Raw genomic sequence first — 20,137 nt, forward strand, 5'->3', positions numbered from 1 at the left:
GACAAGTCCGACTCTGGTTTATTCTTTGCATTCTATCCAATTTTCGCCCCATTGCTGAATGGCATCGATGACCGGTTTAAGGGAACTTCCTTTTTCCGTCAACACGTACTCAATACGGACGGGAGTTTCCGGATAGACGTTGCGTGCTACAATTCCTTCAGCTTCTAATTCCTTCATTCGCTCCGTTAACATTCGGTCACTCATCTCTGGAATTTGTTTTTTTATATCTTTAAATCGTTTCGCTCCGCCAAGCAATACACGGATGATTAATCCTGTCCATTTTTTTCCGAGAATTTCAACGGTTGCTTCATATTTGGGACACATGCAATTGTAATCCATCATGATCACCTCAAATTGCTACGATAAAAACTTTATTGCATGAACGTTTTTAATTATAGGTAGTCTTTCCTATGATGATACTCTTTAAACTTACTTTTGTAAAGTGATATTAAAATCATTTAAAGATGGGATGACAATTTGGAAAAATCAACATCTTTATAGTACGTATCTTTCACTAGTAAATTCGGGCCAAGACATTTTACGTTTGGACAATGGCAGTTTAAGCTTTTGGCGGTCTTGCTTTCTGACCATTTCGCATACGCATCCATCAAAGAGGTATCTCGAATATTGCCAAGTGAAGGGGTATCGCCAAAGTCGGTTACGATAATTTCACCGTCAAATATATTGATATTCAGTCTTGAACGCCCATCAGGATCGTTGCGAACCGTAATATTGGGTTCTTTAAACAATCGTTGTAAAAGCTTTAAATCTTCTTGATTCGACGAGCATGCGTAAAACGGCAATGTTCCAAAAAGCATCCATACATCTTTGTTGCGAACATCAAGAAGACGGTGAATGGCCTCCCTCATTTCCTCTAACGTTAAAACTTCTAAGCCGCTTGCGAAATCGCTCGGGTACATCGGATGAACTTCATGTCTTATACAGCCCATTTCAATGATGTGCTGATGTATTTTTTCCAAATACGGAACGGTGCTTTTATTAAGCATCGTTTCAGCCGAAATGGCCACGCCCCGCTTAGAAAGCTCACGGGCGTTTGTTGTCATCCGCTCAAAAAGAGCCGCACGCTGCTCAAAAGAAGGCTTCTTCTCCATAACAGCAAACCCAACATTCGCAAATTCTTCGACCGTTCCCCAATTATGGGAAATATGTAATACATCAAGGTAAGGAATAATTTGCTCATAGCGTGACAATTCTAATGTTAAATTTGAATTGATCTGTGTGCGTGCCCCGCGCTCCCGTGCATATTTCAAAAGAGGCAAAACGTAAGATTCAACCGATTTTTTTGACAACATCGGCTCTCCTCCGGTAATACTAAAAGCGCGAAGCAAAGGAATTTCATCAAGCCTTTTGATCAATAATTCAAGTGGAAGCGGTTCAGGATCTTTTACTTGCAATGTATAGCCTACGGCACAATGGGCGCATCGCATATTGCACAAAGTTGTCGTCGTCACTTCAATATTCGTTAATTGCATCGATCCGAATTGCTCAACATCCATATATGCTTCCCACGGGTCATACGCAGGCGAAATCGGTGTTTTTACTTGCATGTTAAGAACTCCTTTAAAAAGATTGACGTGTTTTATTTTATTCTTGCTGGCAGTTTTTAAAGACCATAGCTTATCATAATACAAGTTAGACAAAAGAAAAAGTGGCCGTTGGCAAGAGAAAAGTTACGGTTGGCAAGGGTAACATGGTTTGTTACGCTATAACAGGTACAATGAAAGGAGAGAACAGTTTGGGTAAATCGATTGAAGATAAAGTAATGCAAAAGGAATATATTAAAAATCGGGTCGATATGCTTCTTAAAGTACTTGATTCGATTGATGCGGAAACTGCCGGAGTCGAGGAAATCGACAGAATTATCGGGATGCTGGATGAACTTGAAACAAAATGCAAGCAATTCCGAATTAATTGGGGAGAGGCAGCTCAGCAAGAAATGCGTTAAAACACGCATTTCTTGCTAAACCAGATGCCAGAAGTTTATACATACATTTCCAAATCCGTTCTTTGTCAAGAAGTCGGATTTTTTTGTTATAATAGAAAAGGTTTAGATAACGAAATCAAGGGAGTTATGGAGAAATGGACAAGTTTCAAGAGAGCATGTATAAGTTAATCGTTGAAACGTCTACTAAGCTGCCAAAAGACGTCAGACGAGCCATCGCTCGCGCTAAAGCGAAAGAGAATGCGGGAACGCGTGCGGCGATGTCATTAAGTACGATCACAAACAATATTAAAATGGCGGATGAAAACGTTTCACCAATTTGCCAGGATACAGGGCTTCCGACGTTTAAAATTAAGGTTCCTGTGAATGTGAATCAAATCCAAATGAAAAAGGCGATTTTTGCCGCGATTGCCGAAGCGACGAAAAATGCGAAATTACGCCCGAACTCTGTTGACTCATTAACAGGGGCAAACAGCGGGGATAACCTCGGGGAGGGAACACCTGTCATCAAATTTGAACAATGGGAAGAAGATTACATTGATGTACGCCTTATTTTAAAAGGTGGAGGCTGTGAAAACAAGAATATTCAATACAGTCTTCCTTGTGAATTAGAAGGACTTGGCCGTGCCGGTCGTGATTTGGACGGCATTCGCAAATGCATTATGCATTCTGTTTACCAGGCGCAGGGACAGGGCTGCAGCGCAGGCTTTATCGGTGTCGGAATCGGCGGGGACCGTTCATCCGGCTATGAACTTGCGAAAAATATGTTATTCCGTTCTGCTGATGACGTCAATCCGAACGAAGATCTTCGCAAGTTAGAAGAATATGTAATGGAAAACGCAAACAAGCTTGGCATCGGAACAATGGGATTCGGCGGCGAAACAACGCTTCTAGGCTGTAAAATCGGTGTCATGAACCGGATCCCGGCAAGCTTCTTCGTATCCGTAGCCTATAACTGCTGGGCATTCCGCCGTCTCGGTGTAAAAGTCGATCCGAATACGGGAGACATTACTGAATGGCTTTATCAAGAAGGTGAAGATGTTGATTTCTCAAAAGAGGATCACACAGCCGGAGAACAACAAGCAAAAGAAGAAACGCGCACTGTTGTGCTTGAAGCACCGATTACAGAAGAACAAATCCGCGAACTCCGCGTTGGCGATGTAGTTACAATTAATGGCGCTATGCACACAGGCCGTGATGCGATTCATAAATATTTAATGGACCACGATGCACCGGTTGACTTAAATGGCCACATCATTTACCACTGCGGTCCGGTCATGGCGAAAGACGAAGAAGGCAACTGGGTAGTTAAAGCGGCGGGCCCGACAACAAGTATTCGTGAAGAGCCTTATCAAGGCGATATCATGAAAAAGTTTGGCATTCGCGCTGTCATCGGAAAAGGCGGAATGGGCAAGAAGACACTCCAAGCATTAAAAGAGCACGGCGGCGTTTATTTAAATGCGATTGGCGGTGCCGCCCAATATTATGCAGAGTGCCTTGAAAAAGTAGAAGGTGTCGACTTTATGGAATTCGGCATTCCAGAAGCGATGTGGCACCTTAAAGTAAAAGGATTTACTGCCGTTGTCACGATGGATTCCCACGGAAACAGCTTGCATGAAGATGTGGAAAAATCCTCACTAGAAAAACTTGCTCAATTTAAAGAACCAGTATTTAAATAATGGTGAAAAACTCGGCGTTTGAGAGGCGCCGAGTTTTTTTATGAAAAAATTGACTGATATGCAGATCGAATTGACTGATACACATAGAAAATGGATTGATACAAAAAAATGAATGATACCTTTCTTAAATTGCTCGATATACGCTAATGATTGCCCGATTTCCGTACTGAAAAAACTGATATTATTTAAAAATAAACTGGTGCTCATGTTAGTTTTTCCCTCGAATTCTTTTTACCCGGTAAAGAAAAATAAGGAATGCAGGTTAAATAGAAGAGGAGTGATAGTAATCGTGAAAAAATGGGTCATTCTTTTATTTGTTTTCATTCTTGCGTTTCCGCTATCGATCAATACTGCATCCGCTAATGGCGTTTCCAATAAACGATTCGAATGGTATTTTGAACGAAAAGGAAATGAAGTGCCGCCGACGACGGATAAAAAATATTTGAGCTTGATCAAGAAATATGACAGTTTGTTTATCGGCGATACGTCAAAAAAAGACATTTACCTTACATTTGATAACGGATATGAAAATGGCTATACCGATGACGTTCTTAATACATTAAAGGCAAAAAAAGTGCCGGCTACGTTTTTCGTTACCGGACATTATTTAAAAACAAATCCGGATTTAATAAAGCGGATGGTGAAGGAAGGCCACATTGTCGGTAATCATTCTTACCATCACCCGGATATGACGACGGTCAGCAATGAACGATTGAAAGAAGAATTAGAGAAAGTAAAGGAAGATTATACGAAAATCACAGGCAAGACCGATATGCACTATTTGCGTCCGCCAAGAGGCGTATTTAGTGAACGGACGGTCGCCGAGGCAAAGAAATTAGGATATACGCACGTCTTTTGGTCATTAGCGTTTTTGGACTGGGAAAGAGACCGCCAGCGTGGCTGGGAATATGCCTATAAAAACGTTATGAAACAAATTCATCCGGGCTGCATTTTATTGCTTCATTCGGTTTCCCGGGACAATAGTGAAGCGCTTGGCAAGATCATCGATGATTTGCGAAAAAAAGGGTATACGTTTAAAAGCCTGGACGACTTAAGGGCGGGGCAAACTATTCCGCCGGTTCTGATCAATCCATAAGAAAGCGTCTTTTCATTGGGCGTTTTCTTTTTTTATAAACAGGTCATTAGCTGATTCGTTGCTGCACATGCTATAATGTGACGAAGAAAAAGGAAGAAATGAGTGTTTATATGGCAAACGAGGTTGAACTAAAGACAGGTCAAACCATTCCTGTAACGATCAAACGGCTTGGCATTAATGGAGAAGGCGTCGGGTTTTTTAAACGAAAAATTGTTTTTATACCGGGTGCGCTTCCTGGAGAAGAAGTTGTCGCTGAAATTCAAAAAGTTTATCCGAACCGCGCGGAAGCAAAAGTGAAAAAAATCCGCAAGCGCTCAAAAGATAGAGTGGCTCCGCCGTGCCCCATCTATGAACAGTGCGGCGGCTGCCAATTGCAGCATTTAAATTACGCTGCCCAATTAAAAGAAAAACAAGATATTGTCCGGCAGGCATTTGAACGGTATACAAATATGGAGCACGATCAATTGCCGTTAAAGCCCACGATCGGAATGGATGATCCGTGGGAGTACCGAAACAAAAGCCAGCTTCAGGTGGCCAAACAAAAGGAAAAAGTCATTGCCGGGCTATATGGAATTGGTTCCCATCAATTAATTGACCTGGCAAACTGTAAGGTGCAGCATCCAGAGACAATCCGTGTAACCAATGTTGTAAAACAAATTCTACAGGATTTAAATATTCCGATTTATAATGAGCGAAAACGAAGCGGAATCGTACGGACGATCGTCGTTCGAACCGCTTTTGAAACGGGAGACATCCAATTAGTGCTGATTACCACTCAAGAAAAAATTCCGCGTAAAGAGCTGGTCATTTCTGAAATCAAAAAGCGCCTCCCGGAAGTTACTTCGATTTTGCAAAACGTCAATGAGAAAAAAACATCATTAATTTTTGGGGATAAAACAATTCCGCTTGAAGGACGGGAAACGATTACGGAAAGGCTAGGGGAATTGTCATTTGAGCTTTCGGCGAGAGCCTTTTTTCAATTGAATCCAAAGCAAACGGTGAAACTATATGATGAAGTGAAAAAAGCAGCCCGATTAACAGGGAAAGAAAAAATTGTTGATGCCTATTGCGGAGTAGGCACAATCGGCCTCTGGCTCGCCCCTGATGCGGCTGAAATCCGTGGCATGGACGTTATTGAAGAGGCGATAATAGATGCGAGAGAAAATGCAAAAAAACATGGCATCCACAACGCGGTTTATGAAACGGGAAAAGCAGAAAAATGGCTGCCAAAATGGGTAAAGGAAGGCTGGCGCCCGGACTGTATCATTGTCGATCCACCAAGAACCGGATGCGAGGAATCTTTTTTAAAAACGGTTTTACAGATCAAACCAAAACGAATGGTTTATGTATCATGCAACCCGTCAACCCTCGCAAAAGATGTCCACATGTTGATAACAAAAGGATTTAAGCTCGAATTGATTACCCCTGTGGATATGTTCCCGCATACGGCGCATGTTGAAGTGGTTTGTTCATTGGTGAATGAGAAATAAGAAATGTTAATAAAATAATTTTCAATGAAAAAATTCAGATATATTCACACTATCCACAATGTTATCCACAAATTTGTGAATATATTTGTAAATATACCATTAATAAGTCCTATAAAAATAAGTGAACTATGACAAATTACCTGCCGTTTCGACAAAATATCCACATTACTCACACTGTGTGGAAATTTTTATCCACAGGATATTAACGTTATTCCGGTAAAAGACCTGAAGCTCGGGCTACAGGTCTTTTGTCATAATTTTGTGAAAAATACTAGTGTTTTTTAGAGGATTTTTGCCGTTGATCAGCCGCTTCTGCACGTCCTTTTGCTTCTAAATCATCTTCGTCGGCAAGCTCTTCTGAATATTCGACATCAAGTCCGTCAGAAAGACCTTTATAATTAATTGCACGCTTCAAAAGTTTGTCCATGTCTTGTTTTTTTGTCATTGATGTATGCCTCCCTTAGGTTTTATTATTTTTCCCGATTAGAATGTTGTTTATCGTTAACTGCATTAAACTCTTTTTGATATAAAAATTCCTGCATTTTCGTTAATCCACCAAACCGCTCTTTAGACTGCTGCTTTTTGCTTTTCACGTTTACACCTCCAGGGATTTTACCAAAAATAAAAACACCCGTTTCGCCGGATGTTTTTATTTTGCGCAATTATGCTTCTTTTAATTGATCTTCTTCTTGCAATTCTTGCTTGGCTCGTAAATGATAAAGCATATAATTGTCTTTTTCAACATGATAAAGGTTATAAATATGGCCGTCTTTATTTAAACGGTCAAAGACGTCCTTTCTCGTTTCATTGGCAAGGGTGACATAAGGAATCTTTTCCGCCGCTTTTTGCGATCGAATATTTTCCTTTCGAATGCGCATAAAGACGGTATGAATATCTTTTTCAAAAAAAAGTTCAGAAAGAAATGCTTCTTTGGCTAATTTATTGTAGCCTTTGCCAAAATAGGGCTGGCCAAGCCATGTACCAAGAAAGCCGTTTCCATCCTGGACATCGTATAAATTGATCGTTCCGATTGGGTTATTCCACTCATCAAGTATCGTTCTCGAAATAATATTGCCCCGTTCTTCTTCTTCCATTGTTTGCTTCGTCAAAAACATGTACTCTTCTAAAGAGTATGCTTTTTGGCGCACAAAAGGGAAGACATCCGGGTGCACCATTAAATTGAAAAGAACATGACAATCGTTCAAATCACGTTTTTTTAACAATTTAATCCCTCCTTGAGGGCAGGGGAACACCCACCCTCGAATTAAGTAAAGAAACATTAATTCGGGGTGGGAATCGAACCCACTAAGACCGGATTAACTCCGGTGGCGCACCAGTTGCCTTCCCTAGCGTTTTTATAAGATTTTTATCAACGAATAAAATGCATAGCTTATACTTTATAGTTATATAATAAGACATTTTTTTTAAATTGAAAACAGGATTTTTTTGTCTAATTTTTGTAGATGATGTCGCCATTTATGAAAGTCATTACGGGTCTGGAGGTAAAGTGAAAAGGATGGTCGCTCCATAATGTAAGATCCGCATCTTTCCCGGATTCAAGGCTACCGACAAGATGATCAATGCCGAGGCTCCTGGCGGGGTTGATCGTAATTCCTTCCAATGCTTTTTCCTCACTCAAGCCTTCTCTTACAGCCAGTGCAGCGCATATATTTAAATATTGAATGGGCGTATAAGGATGATCGGTCGTAATGGAAACTTCAACTCCGTGTTCAGTAAGAATTTTATACGTTTCCCATGTTTTATTCGTAAGCTCTATTTTCGATTTCCGGGTTAATGTAGGCCCGACACAAACTTTTAAATTTCGACCGGAAAGTTCGTCTGCAATGAGATGTCCTTCCGTGCAATGTTCAATGCGGAGGTCAAGGTTAAATTCATCCGCGAGCCTGATCGCCGATAAAATATCGTCTGCACGGTGGGCATGAATTCGGACCGGAATTTTCCGTTCCAAAGCAGCCTTTAATGGATAGATTCGCAGGTTCGCCATTGGCGACTGTTTTGCATGATAAAAAGCTTCTCTAAGCATTCCCATAATGCCCATCCGGGTAATGGAATCATTTGAATTTGCGCTATGAATGCGTTTCGGATTTTCGCCAAGGGCGATTTTCAATGCGGCCATTTCTTTTACTAACATTTTTTGGATGTTTTTCCCGTGCGTTTTAATAACGGAAGTCGTTCCCCCAATGACATTGGAGCTTCCGGGCATAATATGAACCGTTGTAATGCCGTACTTTACAGCATCACGAAATGCCATATCAAGCGGATTGCAGCCATCAAGCGCACGGATGTGTGGCGTCAGCACTCCGTGTGTTTCGTTCGCGTCATTGCCCGCCCAGCCGGTTCCTTCATCATAAAGGCCGAGATGGGTATGCACATCGATGAACCCCGGAAGAAGATGAAGTCCATTCACATTTATAATTTCCGCATCAGAAGGAGGCTCGATTTTAGCCTCCACTTTTTCAATTTTCCCATTTACTATCAGCAAGTCACCTTTTTTGAGAATCGGTGAAGTGATCGGATAGATTTTCGCTCCGGTTAGTAATGTTTTCATTTTTCTCACCTGTTAATAAATCTTGTAACGCATGATGAAGGCGAGGATAGGAGAAGTCAAATCCTAGCTGCATCGCTTTTTCAGGATAGACATGCTGCCCTTTTAGTATTAGCATGCTCATTTCCCCGAGTAACATTTTTAAAGGGAAAGAAGGGACTATAAGCCAATGGGGCCGATGGATAACCGTACTTATTTCTTGTCCGAATTGGTCCATTTGAACAGGTTCAGGCGCTGTAACGTTTATTGGCCCTGCAATTTCGCTATTTGAAAGCGCCCAGTCAAGCATTCGGACAGCATCGTCAATATGAATCCAGGATACCCATTGCTTGCCGCTTCCAATCCGGCCGCCGGCATAAAAGCGATACGGGAGAACGATTCTCGGAAGTGCTCCTTCTTCCCTTCCTAATATGACACCAAATCGGGCAAAAACAGTCCGAATTTCTAATTCTTTTATTTTGGCTGCCTCATTCTCCCATCGTTTTACGACCGTTGCTAAAAAATCGTGACCATTTGTTTTAGAGCGCTCAGTAAACCGTTCTATCCCGGAAGTTCCATATATGCCGATCGCCGAGGCGTTTATATACACGGACGGCTTTTTATTTAAGTGAGTAAGAAGTCGGAAAATCTCATGCGTGGCTAATAACCGGCTGTTTAAAATGGCAGTCTTCTTCTTTTTTGTCCAGCGGCCGTTAATCGTTTCACCGGCTAGATTAATTAAAGCATCAATTTCTTTTAAATGATGTTCCGGCTGGCTTTTGGGCGTCAGCCATTCGACATACGTAACGTTTGAACGATTTTCTTTAGTTAGTATATTCCGGGTCAATATGTAGACGTGATGATTTTGAGCAAGTAAATATTTTGTTAACGCTGACCCGACAAAGCCTGTACCGCCTGCAATAGCAATATTCATCAAGTGATCTCCTTTATAATAGAAATGCTTATCCTAAAAATTGAGAATATTTGATATAATGATATTGTTCCAACAAAATATAGTATACATCATTTAGGAGGGGGTAACATGGAGGCAAAGACGAATCTTCCGGTGAAAAGCCGCAATCCTATTTTAAAAACACTCATTTGGATTGTTGTAGCTTTAGCCGGTGGAATCAGCCTGTCAATCATCGCCTTACAAAGGGATGAACAAATTAATGCGGTCTGGTTCATTGTAGCATCTTTAGCTACATATGCAGTAGGTTACCGCTTTTATTCCCGTTTTATCGCCAATAAAATCTTTAAATTGGACAAGATGCGGGCGACTCCCGCAGAACGGTACAATGATGGGAAAGATTTTGTTCCGACAAATAAATGGGTATTATACGGACACCATTTTGCGGCGATCGCAGGGGCAGGTCCGCTTGTAGGACCGGTACTTGCTGCACAAATGGGTTATTTGCCGGGGACGATCTGGTTAATTGCCGGTGCCGTTCTTGCCGGGGCGGTTCAAGATTTTGTCATTCTTATTATATCCATGCGCCGGAAAGGAAAGTCATTAGGAGAAATTGCGAAAGAAGAAATCGGGCCAGTTGGCGGCTTTTTAGCGCTTGTCGGCATTTTTGCCATTATGATTATTTTAATTGCCGTACTGGGAATGGTTGTCGTCAATGCGTTAAAAGGAAGCCCGTGGGGAACGTTTACGATTGCCATGACGATTCCTATCGCCCTATTCATGGGGATTTATATGCGCTTTATTCGCCCGGGACGAGTAGGGGAAGCATCCATCATCGGATTCGCCCTTTTAGTCATTTCATTGATTGCTGGGCAGTGGGTTGCGGATTCAGAGACGCTTGCGCCGCTCTTTACATTTGAAGCAAAAACGATTGCGATTATGATGATCGTTTACGGTTTTCTTGCATCGGTATTGCCGGTCTGGCTGCTTTTAGCGCCGCGCGATTATTTAAGTACGTTTTTAAAAGTCGGTGTCATCGGTCTTTTAGCTATTGGTATTTTAATCGTATTGCCACAAATTCAAATGCCCGCTTTAACAAAATTTGTGGATGGAACAGGCCCGGTTTTCTCGGGGAACTTATTTCCGTTTTTATTTATTACGATCGCCTGTGGGGCAGTTTCCGGGTTCCATGCCTTAATTTCTTCGGGAACGACACCGAAACTCATTGCCAACGAAACACATGCGCCAATGATTGGTTATGCAGGGATGTTAACGGAATCATTTGTCGCAATCATGGCGATGGTTGCCGCCACATTGCTCTCACCGGGCATTTATTTTGCCATTAATTCCCCGGCAGCTGCCATTGGCGTGGACGTTCATGCGGCAGCACAAACGATCAGCTCATGGGGCTTTACGGTTTCAGCAAACGAAATTAATCAGATTGCCCAAAATGTTAACGAACAAACGATTTTATCGCGTACGGGGGGAGCGCCATCGCTTGCTGTTGGAATGGCTCATATTTTTTCAAAAATAATTGGCGGTCCAGAGTTAATGGCCTTCTGGTATCATTTTGCTATTCTTTTTGAGGCTGTGTTCATTTTAACAACAATCGATGCGGGAACACGGGTTGGGCGGTTTATGCTGCAAGATTTGCTCGGCCATATTTGGAAACCGCTCGGGAAAACGGAATCAATACCTGCCGGAGTCTTTACAAGTGCACTTGTAGTTGCTGGCTGGGGTTATTTCCTTGTCGTCGGTGTTACCGATCCGCTAGGTGGCATTAACACGCTATGGCCGCTGTTTGGGATCGTTAACCAGATGCTATCGGCAATCGCTTTAATAGTGGCGACAACGGTTATTATCAAAATGGGGAAAGCGAAACTTTCCTTTGTTACGCTCATTCCTCTTGCCTGGCTGCTTATCGTAACCTTTTCAGCTGCCTGGCAAAAAATCTTTTCAAATGTCCCGAAAATTGGATTTTTAAAGCAGGCGGAAGTGACCAAACAGGCATTAGAAAGCGGGAATTTGCCGCCTACGATTCCTTCGCCTGAAGCGGCAAAGCAAATCATTTTTAACAACCAGCTAGATGCTGCCTTGACCGCTATTTTTATGCTAATTATTATCGGGGTATTAATCGATGCTCTAAGAATCTGGCATAAAACTCTTGTGAAGAAAAAACAAGTAGCGACGTTTGAGGAGCCGTTTGTCCAGACAACCCTTGGCGAGGTGTAAATTCATGAATGAATGGTTTGAAAAAATTGTAAATGGGATCATGATTTTACGAAAAATCGGAAAAGGGGTCTCCAACTTGCCTGATTATGAAGCGTATGTGAATCATTTGAAGACACATCATCCTGAAATCACGCCACCTTCGGAAAAGGAATTTTTCAAGGAGTATTTGGAAAAGAAATATGGTGCGTCAGCACAGCGATGTTGTTAACGATAAAAAGTGCAGGTTGCACTTTAATTCAGAGATGAGCGTACTTTTTACGCCCATCTCTCTTTTTGTTATGATTAAAATGAGGTGATGCAGGTGGCTGTCATTACGAAAATCACAACGCAAAAAAAGAATAAGGATCGTTTTAATATATATATCGATAAGGGTTCAGGGGAAGAGTTTTGGGCCAGTGTGGACGCCGATGTACTTATTGCATTTCAATTAAAAAAAGGACGTCAGCTACCCGAGGATGAGCAAGCTGCCATTCTTTCTGAAGATCATAAAAAACAGGCATTTAATAAAGCGTTAAACTACCTCTCTTATCGAATGAGGGCAGTTAAAGAAATAAAAGATTATTTAAAGAAAAATGAGTATCCCAGTGAGGTAATTGATAGCGTTATCGATAAATTATCCAGTTACGGCTATGTTGATGATACAGAATTCGCTAAAATGTTTGTACGGAGCCGAAAAAATACCACAACAAAGGGACCGCTCGTCATCCATCAGGAACTGCACGCAAAAGGTGTAAGTTCTGGTGACATTCAAAAAGGTCTTAACGAATATCCGCTGCAGGAACAAATTGAGGCAGCAAAGAAATTTGCAGAAAAAAAAGCAATGCATAAAAATCGCGCATCGCAAAAAGAACAAAAACAAAAGATAGCAACCCAATTAATGCAAAAGGGGTTTTCAAAAGAAGTTATTGAGGAAGCACTCCGTGAAGTATCTTTTAGCAGTAGTGAAGAGGAAGAAAGGGATGCGCTTATTCACCAGGCGCGAAAAGCTCATCGGAAATATAAAAAATATGCCGGCTTTGATTATGAAAGACGGATGAAACAATATTTATATGCAAAAGGATTTTCTTTTTCATTAATTGAGGAAATTATGCATTCAGAAGATCTCGAGCAATAAAAAATGAAATGCCTGTGAACTTATCATCATTGTTGTATACTTGTAATGGAAGTGCAATTATAGAAAAAGGTGAATAGAGTGGAAAAACGTTATAGTGAAATGACGAATTACGAATTGAATATAGAAATTTCTGCATTGCAACAAAAAATGCAAAAAGCCGAGCAAATGGGAATGGTAAATGAATTTGCAGTATATGAAAGGAAAATGGCGGTTGCTAAATCCTATTTGCTCGATCCTAAAAATTTTAAACCAGGTCAAACGTATACGATCGAAGGAGACCCTGGTTCAACGTTTGAAATTCTTTATATGAATGGCATTTTTGCCTGGGGCTACCGCAATCATTCAACCGAACTAGAAGCTTTCCCGATTTCATTATTAAAGCCTGAGTAAATTGAATAGAGAAGCGAAACCCGCTTCTCTATCCGGCACTAAGAACGCTTACGTGTTTCAATTTCAAGCACATAGTTGTTTAGCGCTTGCTGGGTTTCCCCGCACACTTGATTATAGGCATGCTTTGGATTCGCCCGCGGCGAGTGAAACGGGTCCTGGTAATGTGCATTGTAAAGGTTCGGCTTAAAATAATCCTTTTTATTCATTTCATTACCCCCCAGTAGAAAATTGATAACCGTAAGAGTTACTGTTCATCTCGGTGTTGATTGGACATAAACATTCGCTCCATTGGATGGTCGCGAATTGTTCCATCTGGCCGTTTCGAAGAAAATTCTTCTTTTGCTCTCGGCTCACCTGAGAAGGAGATCCGATTCGGAAAGTTTTTTGCTTTATTGCGCATAAGTAACCTCCTTTAAATCGGTTCTCTTTTAGTATGAGTTCGGAAAAATACCTTTATGTGAAGGGAAATGAGCAAAATAATGGCTGTACATGAACAAATTTGCTAATCAATTTTTAAGCTGCCAGAGACGTCTCGGCAGCTTATTCATCGCTTAAATATTTCCGGGATTAAAATCCATTTTTTTCTTTAACCGTTCTTTATTATAAACCCAGCCAGTAAAGGATGTTATAATATTGAGGTCCTCATCCAATTGGACAATCGCGGAAAATGGGTAATGTCCTTTACTCCGGTAACGCAAATCGATAAACCGCACTTCGTATCCATACCGGTTTTTTTTCATTTCCCAACGGTATATTGGAGAGAAGGAAAGAAAGGCTGATATGTTTTTATCGCGTTTGGCTGCCTCAATAATTTCCGAATCGGGAACAGGAATGCGATCAAACGTATCAAGAATATGAACCTGTCCTTTTTTTATGTTTCCTACAATAAATTGATGATCGGTTTTTAAAGCCAAATGGTACCGGTCCCAGCTCATTGTCGGTGAAGCGATAATTTCAGTAACTTCCGGTATTGCTTTTTTAACCAATAAGTTGACGGTATGGCGATGATAGATGCGCCAAATATAATAGCCCGCTAAAATAATATAAATGACTAAAAATGTTACTCCAGGATTAAACCTAAAGTACCAGAGAACGAGCCCGATGCAGTGCATAAGAAAAATGAACGGGTCGAATATATTAATTACCCCTAATGCTACCCACTTTTTTGAAAAAGGGGAAAGCGCCTGTGTTCCGTATGCATTAAAAATATCGACAAAAACATGGATGAACACGGCGATCTGTGTCCACAGCCATAAATGAAAACCGTTAATTTCCGGAACGAATAAATAAATAATTAATGAAATAATGGCGGGCCAAAAAAACAAGGCTGGAACAGAATGAGTAATGCCACGATGGTGGCGCAAATAAAGGGCATTATTTTTTAATTTTAATATAGTATCGAAATCAGGAGCCTGGGAACCGATTATTGTACCAATGAGCACACTATGAACCATTACAGGGTCTGAAGCAACAACCGGGTCGAGCATGGCCAAACCGCCTAATCCAAGGCCCATGACGATGTGAGTTCCAGTATCCAAGTGGGAAAACCTCCTTACTAATGGATGAAAAAAGATAACAACTAATTGGAGGACGATATGAAACAACCTGTTACTGTTTTTATTGAGTATAAAATAAATAAAGACATTATAAAACTTTATGAGAAAAATATGAAAGATGTGATTCGTGAATTACAAAATCTAGGTGCCACTCACCTGTCCTGGCTAAAAGCAGCCGATCAAGAAAATTTATATGTTGAAAGCTTTACTGTTCATTCTATATCTTTATATCAGTCGATTAAAGAAAAAAGAACGAATCCGAGTCACCCCATCTTCGGAATGCTTGAAGAATGCATTGAAGGCGGTTTGAAAAAGTTACATTGCTGGGCATTCGAACCATTAAATGTGGAGGAAATACATTGAAACAACAAGTCCGTTCACCATATTTAAACGATTTCGAAATCGAACGTTTTCAGTCAAATTTAATTGATTGGTATAAAGAAAATCATCGAAAGCTTCCATGGCGTAAGACGCGTGATCCATATAAAATCTGGGTTTCAGAAGTAATGCTTCAACAAACCCGTGTAGATACAGTCATCCCTTATTTTAATCACTTTATCGATCAATTTCCGACTCTTCGTTCTCTCGCCGAAGCAGATGAAGAAAAAGTATTAAAAGCATGGGAGGGTCTTGGTTATTATTCCCGTATTCGAAATTTACAAACGGCAGTAAAAGAAGTGTGTGAAAACTATAATGGCCAGGTACCCAATACATCTAAGGAAATTTCAAAATTAAAAGGTGTTGGACCTTATACGGCGGGTGCCATATTAAGTATCGCATACAATGTGCCGGCTCCTGCGGTTGATGGAAATGTTATGCGGGTTCTCTCTCGTATTTTATTCATTAAAGAGGATATTGCGAAAGCGAAAACAAGAACGATTTTTGAGGAAGCGGCAAGTGAGATGATTTCTATAAGTGATCCTTCGTCATTTAACCAGGCGTTAATGGAGCTCGGGGCTTTAATTTGTACACCGAAGTCCCCTGCCTGTCTCATATGTCCTGTTCAACATTATTGTAGAGCTTTTTCTGAAGGATTGCAAAATGAACTGCCAATTAAGAAAAAGAAATTAAAAATAAAAGAAATAGATATTGGCGCAATTATATTGCGAAACAAACAAGGGCAATATTTAATTCATAAACGGCCTAATGAAGGCTTGCTTGCTAACCTCTGGGAATTTCCAAATACCCCGCTTTTAAAAAGAGGGAAAGGATCGAAGGAGGAAATTGCCCGTTTCCTTGAAAAAGAGTGGGGAATACAGGCGAAAATCGGGGATTATATTAGCAATCTCGACCATGTCTTTTCTCATTTGAAGTGGAACATTCAAATTTTTGAAGGGGAATTGTTAAGTTCTTTTGAGAGCAATGAACGGACAAAGCTTGTGACACTTGAGGAAATGGAGGCTTATCCATTCCCTGTCTCGCATCAAAAAATCAGAAAACTCGCGATTGAAGTCGTTAAAGAAACGCCTTAACGTTTCTCTAATGACTTCAATCCTCCGCGGGATTTAATTTCTTCAATAATGTCATTACGGATGGTTGTTCCTTCAGCGTTTAAAAAGGGAGTCATTTGTTGCAGCGAATGATGGTAAAAGCGAAGCTCATCGTCTGTCCAATCTTTGATTGATATCATGCCTAATTCGGTCATGTCTCTTTTGTTATTCATTCGAAAGAACCTCCTCGTGAGTCCTATTTTTCAACAAAAGGAAGAATCTTATTCCAAATTTTATTAATATTATTCCGGAAAAATAAATGTATCCTTTCGCCTAAATCGGGTTACATTAATTGTCGTGGAGGTGATTCTAATGGACAAAAAGCAACAAGCTAAAAACGCTGCTGGAACTAACGCACAACAAGTTCGCCAACAAAATGCTCAATCTCAACAAGCGGGTGCTGGAGCTGGTGCGTTCGGTACTGAATTTGCGAGCGAAACAAACGTTCAAAAAGTTCGTCAACAAAACGCACAGTCTCAACAAAAGAAAACACAACAATAACCTCTATCTATCGATGTCCCTTGCCAAACGCGGCAGGGGGCATTTTGGTTTGTATAGAACGAGAAAATTGGCAATTCGCCAATTTTAATGGTCCCAAGCTTCGTGATTCTCACCTCAACAAAATTGCTTTACCCATTAAGCACAGACGGGCATACTACATAAGGATAAAAAATAGGCGGCAGCTTTTTTCAGAAACAGGGACACTATCATTTCCAAACAATTCTTAAAACGATATAATATAGGAGAGAAAATAAATTTGGATGAAGGTTGGGTTATTGTCGGCAGGAATGACACAACAAATTTTAATTAGATCTACGAAGCTGGTGAACCTATAAGTAAAATAATTAATGAAAGGAGATCAGTTAATATTGGTAAGCCTGGCTTCCGGAATTCTAAAGAAAGGAGAGGCGTATGAGTTTTCCTAAAACCGGAAGTGTCATTAACATCCAAAGTTATAAACATAACGGATTAATCCATCGTAACTGGGAAGATACAGTAGTGTTAAAAGGGACCTCTAATGTGGTAATCGCCGGAAATGATCGAATCATTGTCACTGAAGCGGACGGCCGACAATGGCGAACGAGGGAACCTGCCATCTGTTATTTTAATGCCCATCAGTGGTTTAATATACTTGGTATGCTTCGGGAAGACGGCATATATTATTATTGCAATCTCGGTTCCCCTTTTATGTGGGATGAAGAAGCATTGAAATACATTGATTACGACCTGGATGTCAAAGTTTTTCCTGACATGTCTTATATCTTATTAGACGAAGATGAATATAATTTGCATAGTCGATTGATGAAATATCCACCGGAACTGGATTCAATTATCCGCAAAAATTTAAAAGAGTTAATCTCCATGATTACCCAGAGGAAAGGGCCGTTTGAACCCGGTTTTATTGAGCAGTGGTACGAGCGTTATTTAGAATACAGATAGAAAAGAGGATGTTCAAAAAGTCCGGGAAACATTGCCTACGAATTTCTGCGTCAGCGCGGCTCTAGCTCCTCACGTATTATGCGAGTGTGTTCCGCTGTGCCTGCGTCTACGAGCATTGCTCTGTAGTAGGCTTCCTCGGCACAAGGCTGGATAGAAGTAATTTCTTCGTGGTAGCCTTGCTCGTAGGCTACGCTTCCTTGAACTTCTTGGCCCTGTTTGTCCTCCTTTTTGAACAATACTTAAAATGTAAACCTGTTGGATAAGCGCCTTCAACAGGTTTTGCTTATACGCCCGGATAGTCAAATTGGCAATTTCGCCAGTTTGACTATTTCTCTCTTCTACTATGGCGTCTTAGAAAGACAGGTGAACAACTATGAGCAGCATAAGAAGATATCTTACATTTGTTAAACCGTACATAAAGCAAATTATTTTAACGGTTATTATAGGAGTTATAAAATTTGGGATCCCATTATTGATCCCGCTTATTTTAAAATATGTCGTCGATCATATTGTGACCCCGGCGGATTTAACGACGGGTGAACGAATTCATAGGCTTTTATATGTCATGGCCGGTGCATTTTTTATTTTTGTTGTGCTCAGGCCGCCAATCGAATATTTCCGCCAATATTTTGCCCAATGGGTCGGAAACAAAATTTTATATGACATACGGGATAAGCTATTTGATCATATTCAAAAATTAAGCTTAAAATATTACGCTAACCATAAATCAGGTGAAGTGATTTCAAGGGTTATTAATGACGTTGAACAAACAAAGAGTTTTGTCATTGATGGATTAATGAACATTTGGCTCGATATGTTTACGGTCGCCATCACCATCATCATTATGTGGTCAATGGATTTCTGGCTGACGGTTGTTGCGCTTTTAATGCTTCCGGTCTATGCGGTTTGTGTTAAAGTCTTTTACGGTGGCCTGCGGAAATTAACGAGGGAACGATCACAGGCGCTTGCAGAAGTTCAAGGGCACCTGCATGAGAGAGTGAACGGAATTTCTGTCATCCGCAGCTTCGCATTAGAGGAGCATGAGCAACATCAATTTGATAAGCGGAACTCGAATTTTTTAAAAAAGGCATTAACGCAAACCGCCTGGAACGCAAAGACATTTTCTGTTATTAATACGGTCACCGACATTTCTCCGCTTCTCGTAATCGGGTTTGCCGGGTTTCGAGCGATTGAAGGTGCGATTACGCTCGGGTCGCTCGTCGCTTTTGTCGGTTATTTAGACCGGCTCTATAATCCGCTTAGAAGGCTAGCTACTTCATCAACGACATTAACCCAGTCAATCGCATCAATGGATCGCGTGTTTGAATTTATGGATGAAAAATATGACATTGTCGATAAGCCGAATGCGGAAACATTAGAATCGGTGAAAGGTGAAATTACGTTTGAAAACGTCTCGTTTCGTTACAACGAATCTGAAGCCAACGTTCTTGAACATATCAATTTAACGGCCAGGCAGGGCGAAACGATCGCGCTTGTCGGAATGAGCGGCGGGGGGAAATCGTCACTTGTCGGACTCATACCTCGCTTTTACGATGTAACCGAAGGAAGAATATTGCTTGATGGCAAAGATATTCGCAACTTTAAAGCAAGAAGCCTGCGCAATCATATAGGGATGGTGCTGCAGGATAATATTTTGTTTAGTGAATCAGTACGGTCCAATATATTAATGGGGAAACCTTCTGCGAGTGAAGAAGAAATGATCGAGGCTGCCAAAGCGGCGAATGCGCATGACTTTATAATGGGATTGCCGCAAGGGTATGATACGCAAATTGGAGAGCGCGGCGTAAAGCTTTCCGGCGGGCAAAAGCAACGTCTTGCTATTAGCCGCGTGTTTTTAAAAAATCCTCCCATTCTTATATTGGATGAGGCAACATCGGCACTTGATTTAGAAAGTGAACATCTTATTCAAGAGTCGCTTGAAAAATTAGCGAAAAATAGAACGACATTCATCGTCGCGCATCGGCTGGCGACCATTACACATGCTGACCGGATTGTCGTCATTGAACATGGTAAAATCGTCGAAACGGGAACACATCAACAATTAATGCAAAAAAAGGGAACCTATTATAATTTATTCTCTGTACAGCAATTAGATCAAGTTTAAGCAGACCGGAAAGAATGATTTCTTTCCGGTCTTTTTTAATCAAGGACTAATTGAATAGGCCTTTTTAACTATTATTAAAATATTTGCAAAATTTTTTATTGTCAATC

24 protein-coding genes are annotated in these 20,137 nt (G+C 40.8%); 13 read left to right on the top strand and 11 right to left on the bottom strand.

The features are described 5' to 3' along the window. Window positions 1-18 precede the first annotated feature (18 nt). Both WD019_RS08640 and yfkAB read right to left on the bottom strand, forming a co-directional pair. A complete protein-coding gene (locus WD019_RS08640) occupies window positions 19-339 on the bottom strand; it encodes a winged helix-turn-helix transcriptional regulator (protein WP_026679102.1) in 321 nt (106 codons plus the stop codon). Window positions 340-458: 119 nt separating this feature from the next. Then, window positions 459-1,568 (bottom strand): radical SAM/CxCxxxxC motif protein YfkAB, encoded by a 1,110-nt coding sequence (gene yfkAB / locus WD019_RS08645; RefSeq protein WP_026679103.1) that lies wholly within the window; start codon window positions 1,566-1,568, stop codon window positions 459-461. Between the two features lie 188 nt (window positions 1,569-1,756). On the opposite strand from yfkAB, the gene WD019_RS08650 reads away from it, so the two are divergent. The 4 genes from WD019_RS08650 (at window position 1,757) to rlmD (ending at window position 6,228) form a co-directional block, all read left to right on the top strand. Next, window positions 1,757-1,966, top strand: coding sequence for an SE1561 family protein (locus WD019_RS08650; RefSeq protein WP_026679104.1), 210 nt, complete (start codon window positions 1,757-1,759; stop codon window positions 1,964-1,966). A 134-nt stretch (window positions 1,967-2,100) separates the two neighbouring features. Then, on the top strand, window positions 2,101-3,642 hold the full coding sequence (locus WD019_RS08655; protein WP_425711223.1) for a fumarate hydratase: 1,542 nt from the start codon (window positions 2,101-2,103) through the stop codon (window positions 3,640-3,642). A 289-nt stretch (window positions 3,643-3,931) separates the two neighbouring features. Further along, window positions 3,932-4,738, top strand: a complete 807-nt coding sequence (gene pdaA / locus WD019_RS08660; protein WP_026679106.1) for a delta-lactam-biosynthetic de-N-acetylase — start codon at window positions 3,932-3,934, stop codon at window positions 4,736-4,738. A gap of 98 nt (window positions 4,739-4,836) precedes the next feature. Beyond that, window positions 4,837-6,228: a 23S rRNA (uracil(1939)-C(5))-methyltransferase RlmD gene (gene rlmD / locus WD019_RS08665; RefSeq protein WP_245595286.1), complete on the top strand. Its 1,392-nt coding sequence runs from the start codon at window positions 4,837-4,839 to the stop codon at window positions 6,226-6,228. Window positions 6,229-6,499: 271 nt separating this feature from the next. Here rlmD and WD019_RS08670 read toward each other — a convergent pair whose 3' ends face one another. From WD019_RS08670 to WD019_RS08690, 5 genes are all read right to left on the bottom strand, one after another. After that, window positions 6,500-6,673 (bottom strand): YfhD family protein, encoded by a 174-nt coding sequence (locus WD019_RS08670; RefSeq protein ID WP_154658046.1) that lies wholly within the window; start codon window positions 6,671-6,673, stop codon window positions 6,500-6,502. Window positions 6,674-6,698: 25 nt separating this feature from the next. Then, window positions 6,699-6,821 carry a hypothetical protein gene (locus WD019_RS08675; protein WP_425711224.1) on the bottom strand — a complete coding sequence of 41 codons (123 nt, stop codon included), beginning with the start codon at window positions 6,819-6,821 and terminating at the stop codon, window positions 6,699-6,701. A 69-nt stretch (window positions 6,822-6,890) separates the two neighbouring features. Next, entirely contained in the window at window positions 6,891-7,451 is a 561-nt protein-coding gene (locus WD019_RS08680) for a GNAT family N-acetyltransferase (protein ID WP_425711225.1), read from the bottom strand. A 227-nt stretch (window positions 7,452-7,678) separates the two neighbouring features. Continuing rightward, the gene (locus tag WD019_RS08685) at window positions 7,679-8,797 is read right to left on the bottom strand and encodes an amidohydrolase (protein ID WP_425711226.1); all 1,119 of its coding nucleotides are present in this window, start codon (window positions 8,795-8,797) and stop codon (window positions 7,679-7,681) included. After that, entirely contained in the window at window positions 8,733-9,707 is a 975-nt protein-coding gene (locus WD019_RS08690) for a TIGR01777 family oxidoreductase (RefSeq protein ID WP_425711227.1), read from the bottom strand. Before WD019_RS08690 ends, WD019_RS08685 begins: the two co-directional genes overlap by 65 nt. Window positions 9,708-9,815: 108 nt before the next feature. Between WD019_RS08690 and WD019_RS08695 the strand changes: the two genes are divergently transcribed. From WD019_RS08695 to WD019_RS08710, 4 genes are all read left to right on the top strand, one after another. After that, on the top strand, window positions 9,816-11,915 hold the full coding sequence (locus tag WD019_RS08695) for a carbon starvation CstA family protein (protein WP_425711228.1): 2,100 nt from the start codon (window positions 9,816-9,818) through the stop codon (window positions 11,913-11,915). A gap of 4 nt (window positions 11,916-11,919) precedes the next feature. Continuing rightward, window positions 11,920-12,123: a YbdD/YjiX family protein gene (locus tag WD019_RS08700; RefSeq protein WP_425711229.1), complete on the top strand. Its 204-nt coding sequence runs from the start codon at window positions 11,920-11,922 to the stop codon at window positions 12,121-12,123. A 93-nt stretch (window positions 12,124-12,216) separates the two neighbouring features. Next, a complete protein-coding gene (gene recX, locus WD019_RS08705) occupies window positions 12,217-13,029 on the top strand; it encodes a recombination regulator RecX (RefSeq protein WP_425711230.1) in 813 nt (270 codons plus the stop codon). A 78-nt stretch (window positions 13,030-13,107) separates the two neighbouring features. Continuing rightward, window positions 13,108-13,419, top strand: a complete 312-nt coding sequence (locus WD019_RS08710; protein WP_026679114.1) for a YfhH family protein — start codon at window positions 13,108-13,110, stop codon at window positions 13,417-13,419. 38 nt (window positions 13,420-13,457) lie between these two features. Here WD019_RS08710 and WD019_RS08715 read toward each other — a convergent pair whose 3' ends face one another. The 3 genes from WD019_RS08715 to WD019_RS08725 all read right to left on the bottom strand — a co-directional run bounded on the left by WD019_RS08715 (window position 13,458) and on the right by WD019_RS08725 (window position 14,957). Next, window positions 13,458-13,625, bottom strand: a complete 168-nt coding sequence (locus WD019_RS08715) for a YpzG family protein (RefSeq protein ID WP_081412743.1) — start codon at window positions 13,623-13,625, stop codon at window positions 13,458-13,460. A 38-nt stretch (window positions 13,626-13,663) separates the two neighbouring features. Continuing rightward, a complete protein-coding gene (gene sspK, locus WD019_RS08720) occupies window positions 13,664-13,819 on the bottom strand; it encodes a small, acid-soluble spore protein K (protein ID WP_026679115.1) in 156 nt (51 codons plus the stop codon). Window positions 13,820-13,970: 151 nt separating this feature from the next. After that, window positions 13,971-14,957 (bottom strand): metal-dependent hydrolase, encoded by a 987-nt coding sequence (locus WD019_RS08725; RefSeq protein WP_425711231.1) that lies wholly within the window; start codon window positions 14,955-14,957, stop codon window positions 13,971-13,973. A 57-nt stretch (window positions 14,958-15,014) separates the two neighbouring features. Here WD019_RS08725 and WD019_RS08730 point away from each other — a divergent pair, with 57 nt between their 5' ends. Together WD019_RS08730 and mutY are read left to right on the top strand one after the other, a co-directional pair. After that, window positions 15,015-15,338, top strand: coding sequence for a hypothetical protein (locus WD019_RS08730; RefSeq protein WP_425711232.1), 324 nt, complete (start codon window positions 15,015-15,017; stop codon window positions 15,336-15,338). Then, window positions 15,335-16,447, top strand: a complete 1,113-nt coding sequence (mutY, locus tag WD019_RS08735; protein WP_425711233.1) for an A/G-specific adenine glycosylase — start codon at window positions 15,335-15,337, stop codon at window positions 16,445-16,447. The genes WD019_RS08730 and mutY overlap by 4 nt, the downstream gene beginning before the upstream one ends. Here the strand turns inward: mutY and WD019_RS08740 are convergent. Continuing rightward, window positions 16,444-16,638, bottom strand: coding sequence for a hypothetical protein (locus WD019_RS08740; protein WP_425711234.1), 195 nt, complete (start codon window positions 16,636-16,638; stop codon window positions 16,444-16,446). The two genes, mutY and WD019_RS08740, sit on opposite strands and share 4 nt — an antisense overlap. A 139-nt stretch (window positions 16,639-16,777) precedes the next feature. Here WD019_RS08740 and WD019_RS08745 point away from each other — a divergent pair, with 139 nt between their 5' ends. From WD019_RS08745 to WD019_RS08755, 3 genes are all read left to right on the top strand, one after another. Continuing rightward, window positions 16,778-16,966 carry a gamma-type small acid-soluble spore protein gene (locus tag WD019_RS08745; RefSeq protein WP_026679120.1) on the top strand — a complete coding sequence of 63 codons (189 nt, stop codon included), beginning with the start codon at window positions 16,778-16,780 and terminating at the stop codon, window positions 16,964-16,966. A 411-nt stretch (window positions 16,967-17,377) separates the two neighbouring features. Beyond that, on the top strand, window positions 17,378-17,905 hold the full coding sequence (gene ntdP, locus WD019_RS08750; RefSeq protein WP_026679121.1) for a nucleoside tri-diphosphate phosphatase: 528 nt from the start codon (window positions 17,378-17,380) through the stop codon (window positions 17,903-17,905). 373 nt (window positions 17,906-18,278) lie between these two features. Continuing rightward, window positions 18,279-20,030 carry an ABC transporter ATP-binding protein gene (locus tag WD019_RS08755; RefSeq protein ID WP_026679123.1) on the top strand — a complete coding sequence of 584 codons (1,752 nt, stop codon included), beginning with the start codon at window positions 18,279-18,281 and terminating at the stop codon, window positions 20,028-20,030. The last annotated feature ends 107 nt before the right edge of the window (window positions 20,031-20,137 follow it).

The sequence above is a fragment of the Fictibacillus sp. Mic-4 genome (assembly GCF_049843615.1).
Taxonomy (GTDB): Bacteria; Bacillota; Bacilli; order Bacillales; family Fictibacillaceae; genus Fictibacillus_A; species Fictibacillus_A gelatini.

Bases quoted from the DNA above. Each gene is read 5' to 3' on its own strand.
- WD019_RS08730 (WP_425711232.1), top strand. From the start codon at position 15,015: ATGAAACAACCTGTTACTGTTTTTATTGAGTATAAAATAAATAAAGAC.
- WD019_RS08745 (WP_026679120.1), top strand. From the start codon at position 16,778: ATGGACAAAAAGCAACAAGCTAAAAACGCTGCTGGAACTAACGCACAA.
- rlmD (WP_245595286.1), top strand. From the start codon at position 4,837: ATGAGTGTTTATATGGCAAACGAGGTTGAACTAAAGACAGGTCAAACC.
- WD019_RS08640 (WP_026679102.1), bottom strand. From the start codon at position 339: ATGGATTACAATTGCATGTGTCCCAAATATGAAGCAACCGTTGAAATT.
- WD019_RS08715 (WP_081412743.1), bottom strand. From the start codon at position 13,625: ATGAATAAAAAGGATTATTTTAAGCCGAACCTTTACAATGCACATTAC.
- WD019_RS08655 (WP_425711223.1), top strand. From the start codon at position 2,101: ATGGACAAGTTTCAAGAGAGCATGTATAAGTTAATCGTTGAAACGTCT.
- WD019_RS08755 (WP_026679123.1), top strand. From the start codon at position 18,279: ATGAGCAGCATAAGAAGATATCTTACATTTGTTAAACCGTACATAAAG.
- WD019_RS08740 (WP_425711234.1), bottom strand. From the start codon at position 16,638: ATGAATAACAAAAGAGACATGACCGAATTAGGCATGATATCAATCAAA.
- WD019_RS08670 (WP_154658046.1), bottom strand. From the start codon at position 6,673: ATGACAAAAAAACAAGACATGGACAAACTTTTGAAGCGTGCAATTAAT.
- yfkAB (WP_026679103.1), bottom strand. From the start codon at position 1,568: ATGCAAGTAAAAACACCGATTTCGCCTGCGTATGACCCGTGGGAAGCA.
- WD019_RS08685 (WP_425711226.1), bottom strand. From the start codon at position 8,797: ATGAAAACATTACTAACCGGAGCGAAAATCTATCCGATCACTTCACCG.
- sspK (WP_026679115.1), bottom strand. From the start codon at position 13,819: ATGCGCAATAAAGCAAAAAACTTTCCGAATCGGATCTCCTTCTCAGGT.
- WD019_RS08695 (WP_425711228.1), top strand. From the start codon at position 9,816: ATGGAGGCAAAGACGAATCTTCCGGTGAAAAGCCGCAATCCTATTTTA.
- WD019_RS08690 (WP_425711227.1), bottom strand. From the start codon at position 9,707: ATGAATATTGCTATTGCAGGCGGTACAGGCTTTGTCGGGTCAGCGTTA.
- ntdP (WP_026679121.1), top strand. From the start codon at position 17,378: ATGAGTTTTCCTAAAACCGGAAGTGTCATTAACATCCAAAGTTATAAA.
- WD019_RS08700 (WP_425711229.1), top strand. From the start codon at position 11,920: ATGAATGAATGGTTTGAAAAAATTGTAAATGGGATCATGATTTTACGA.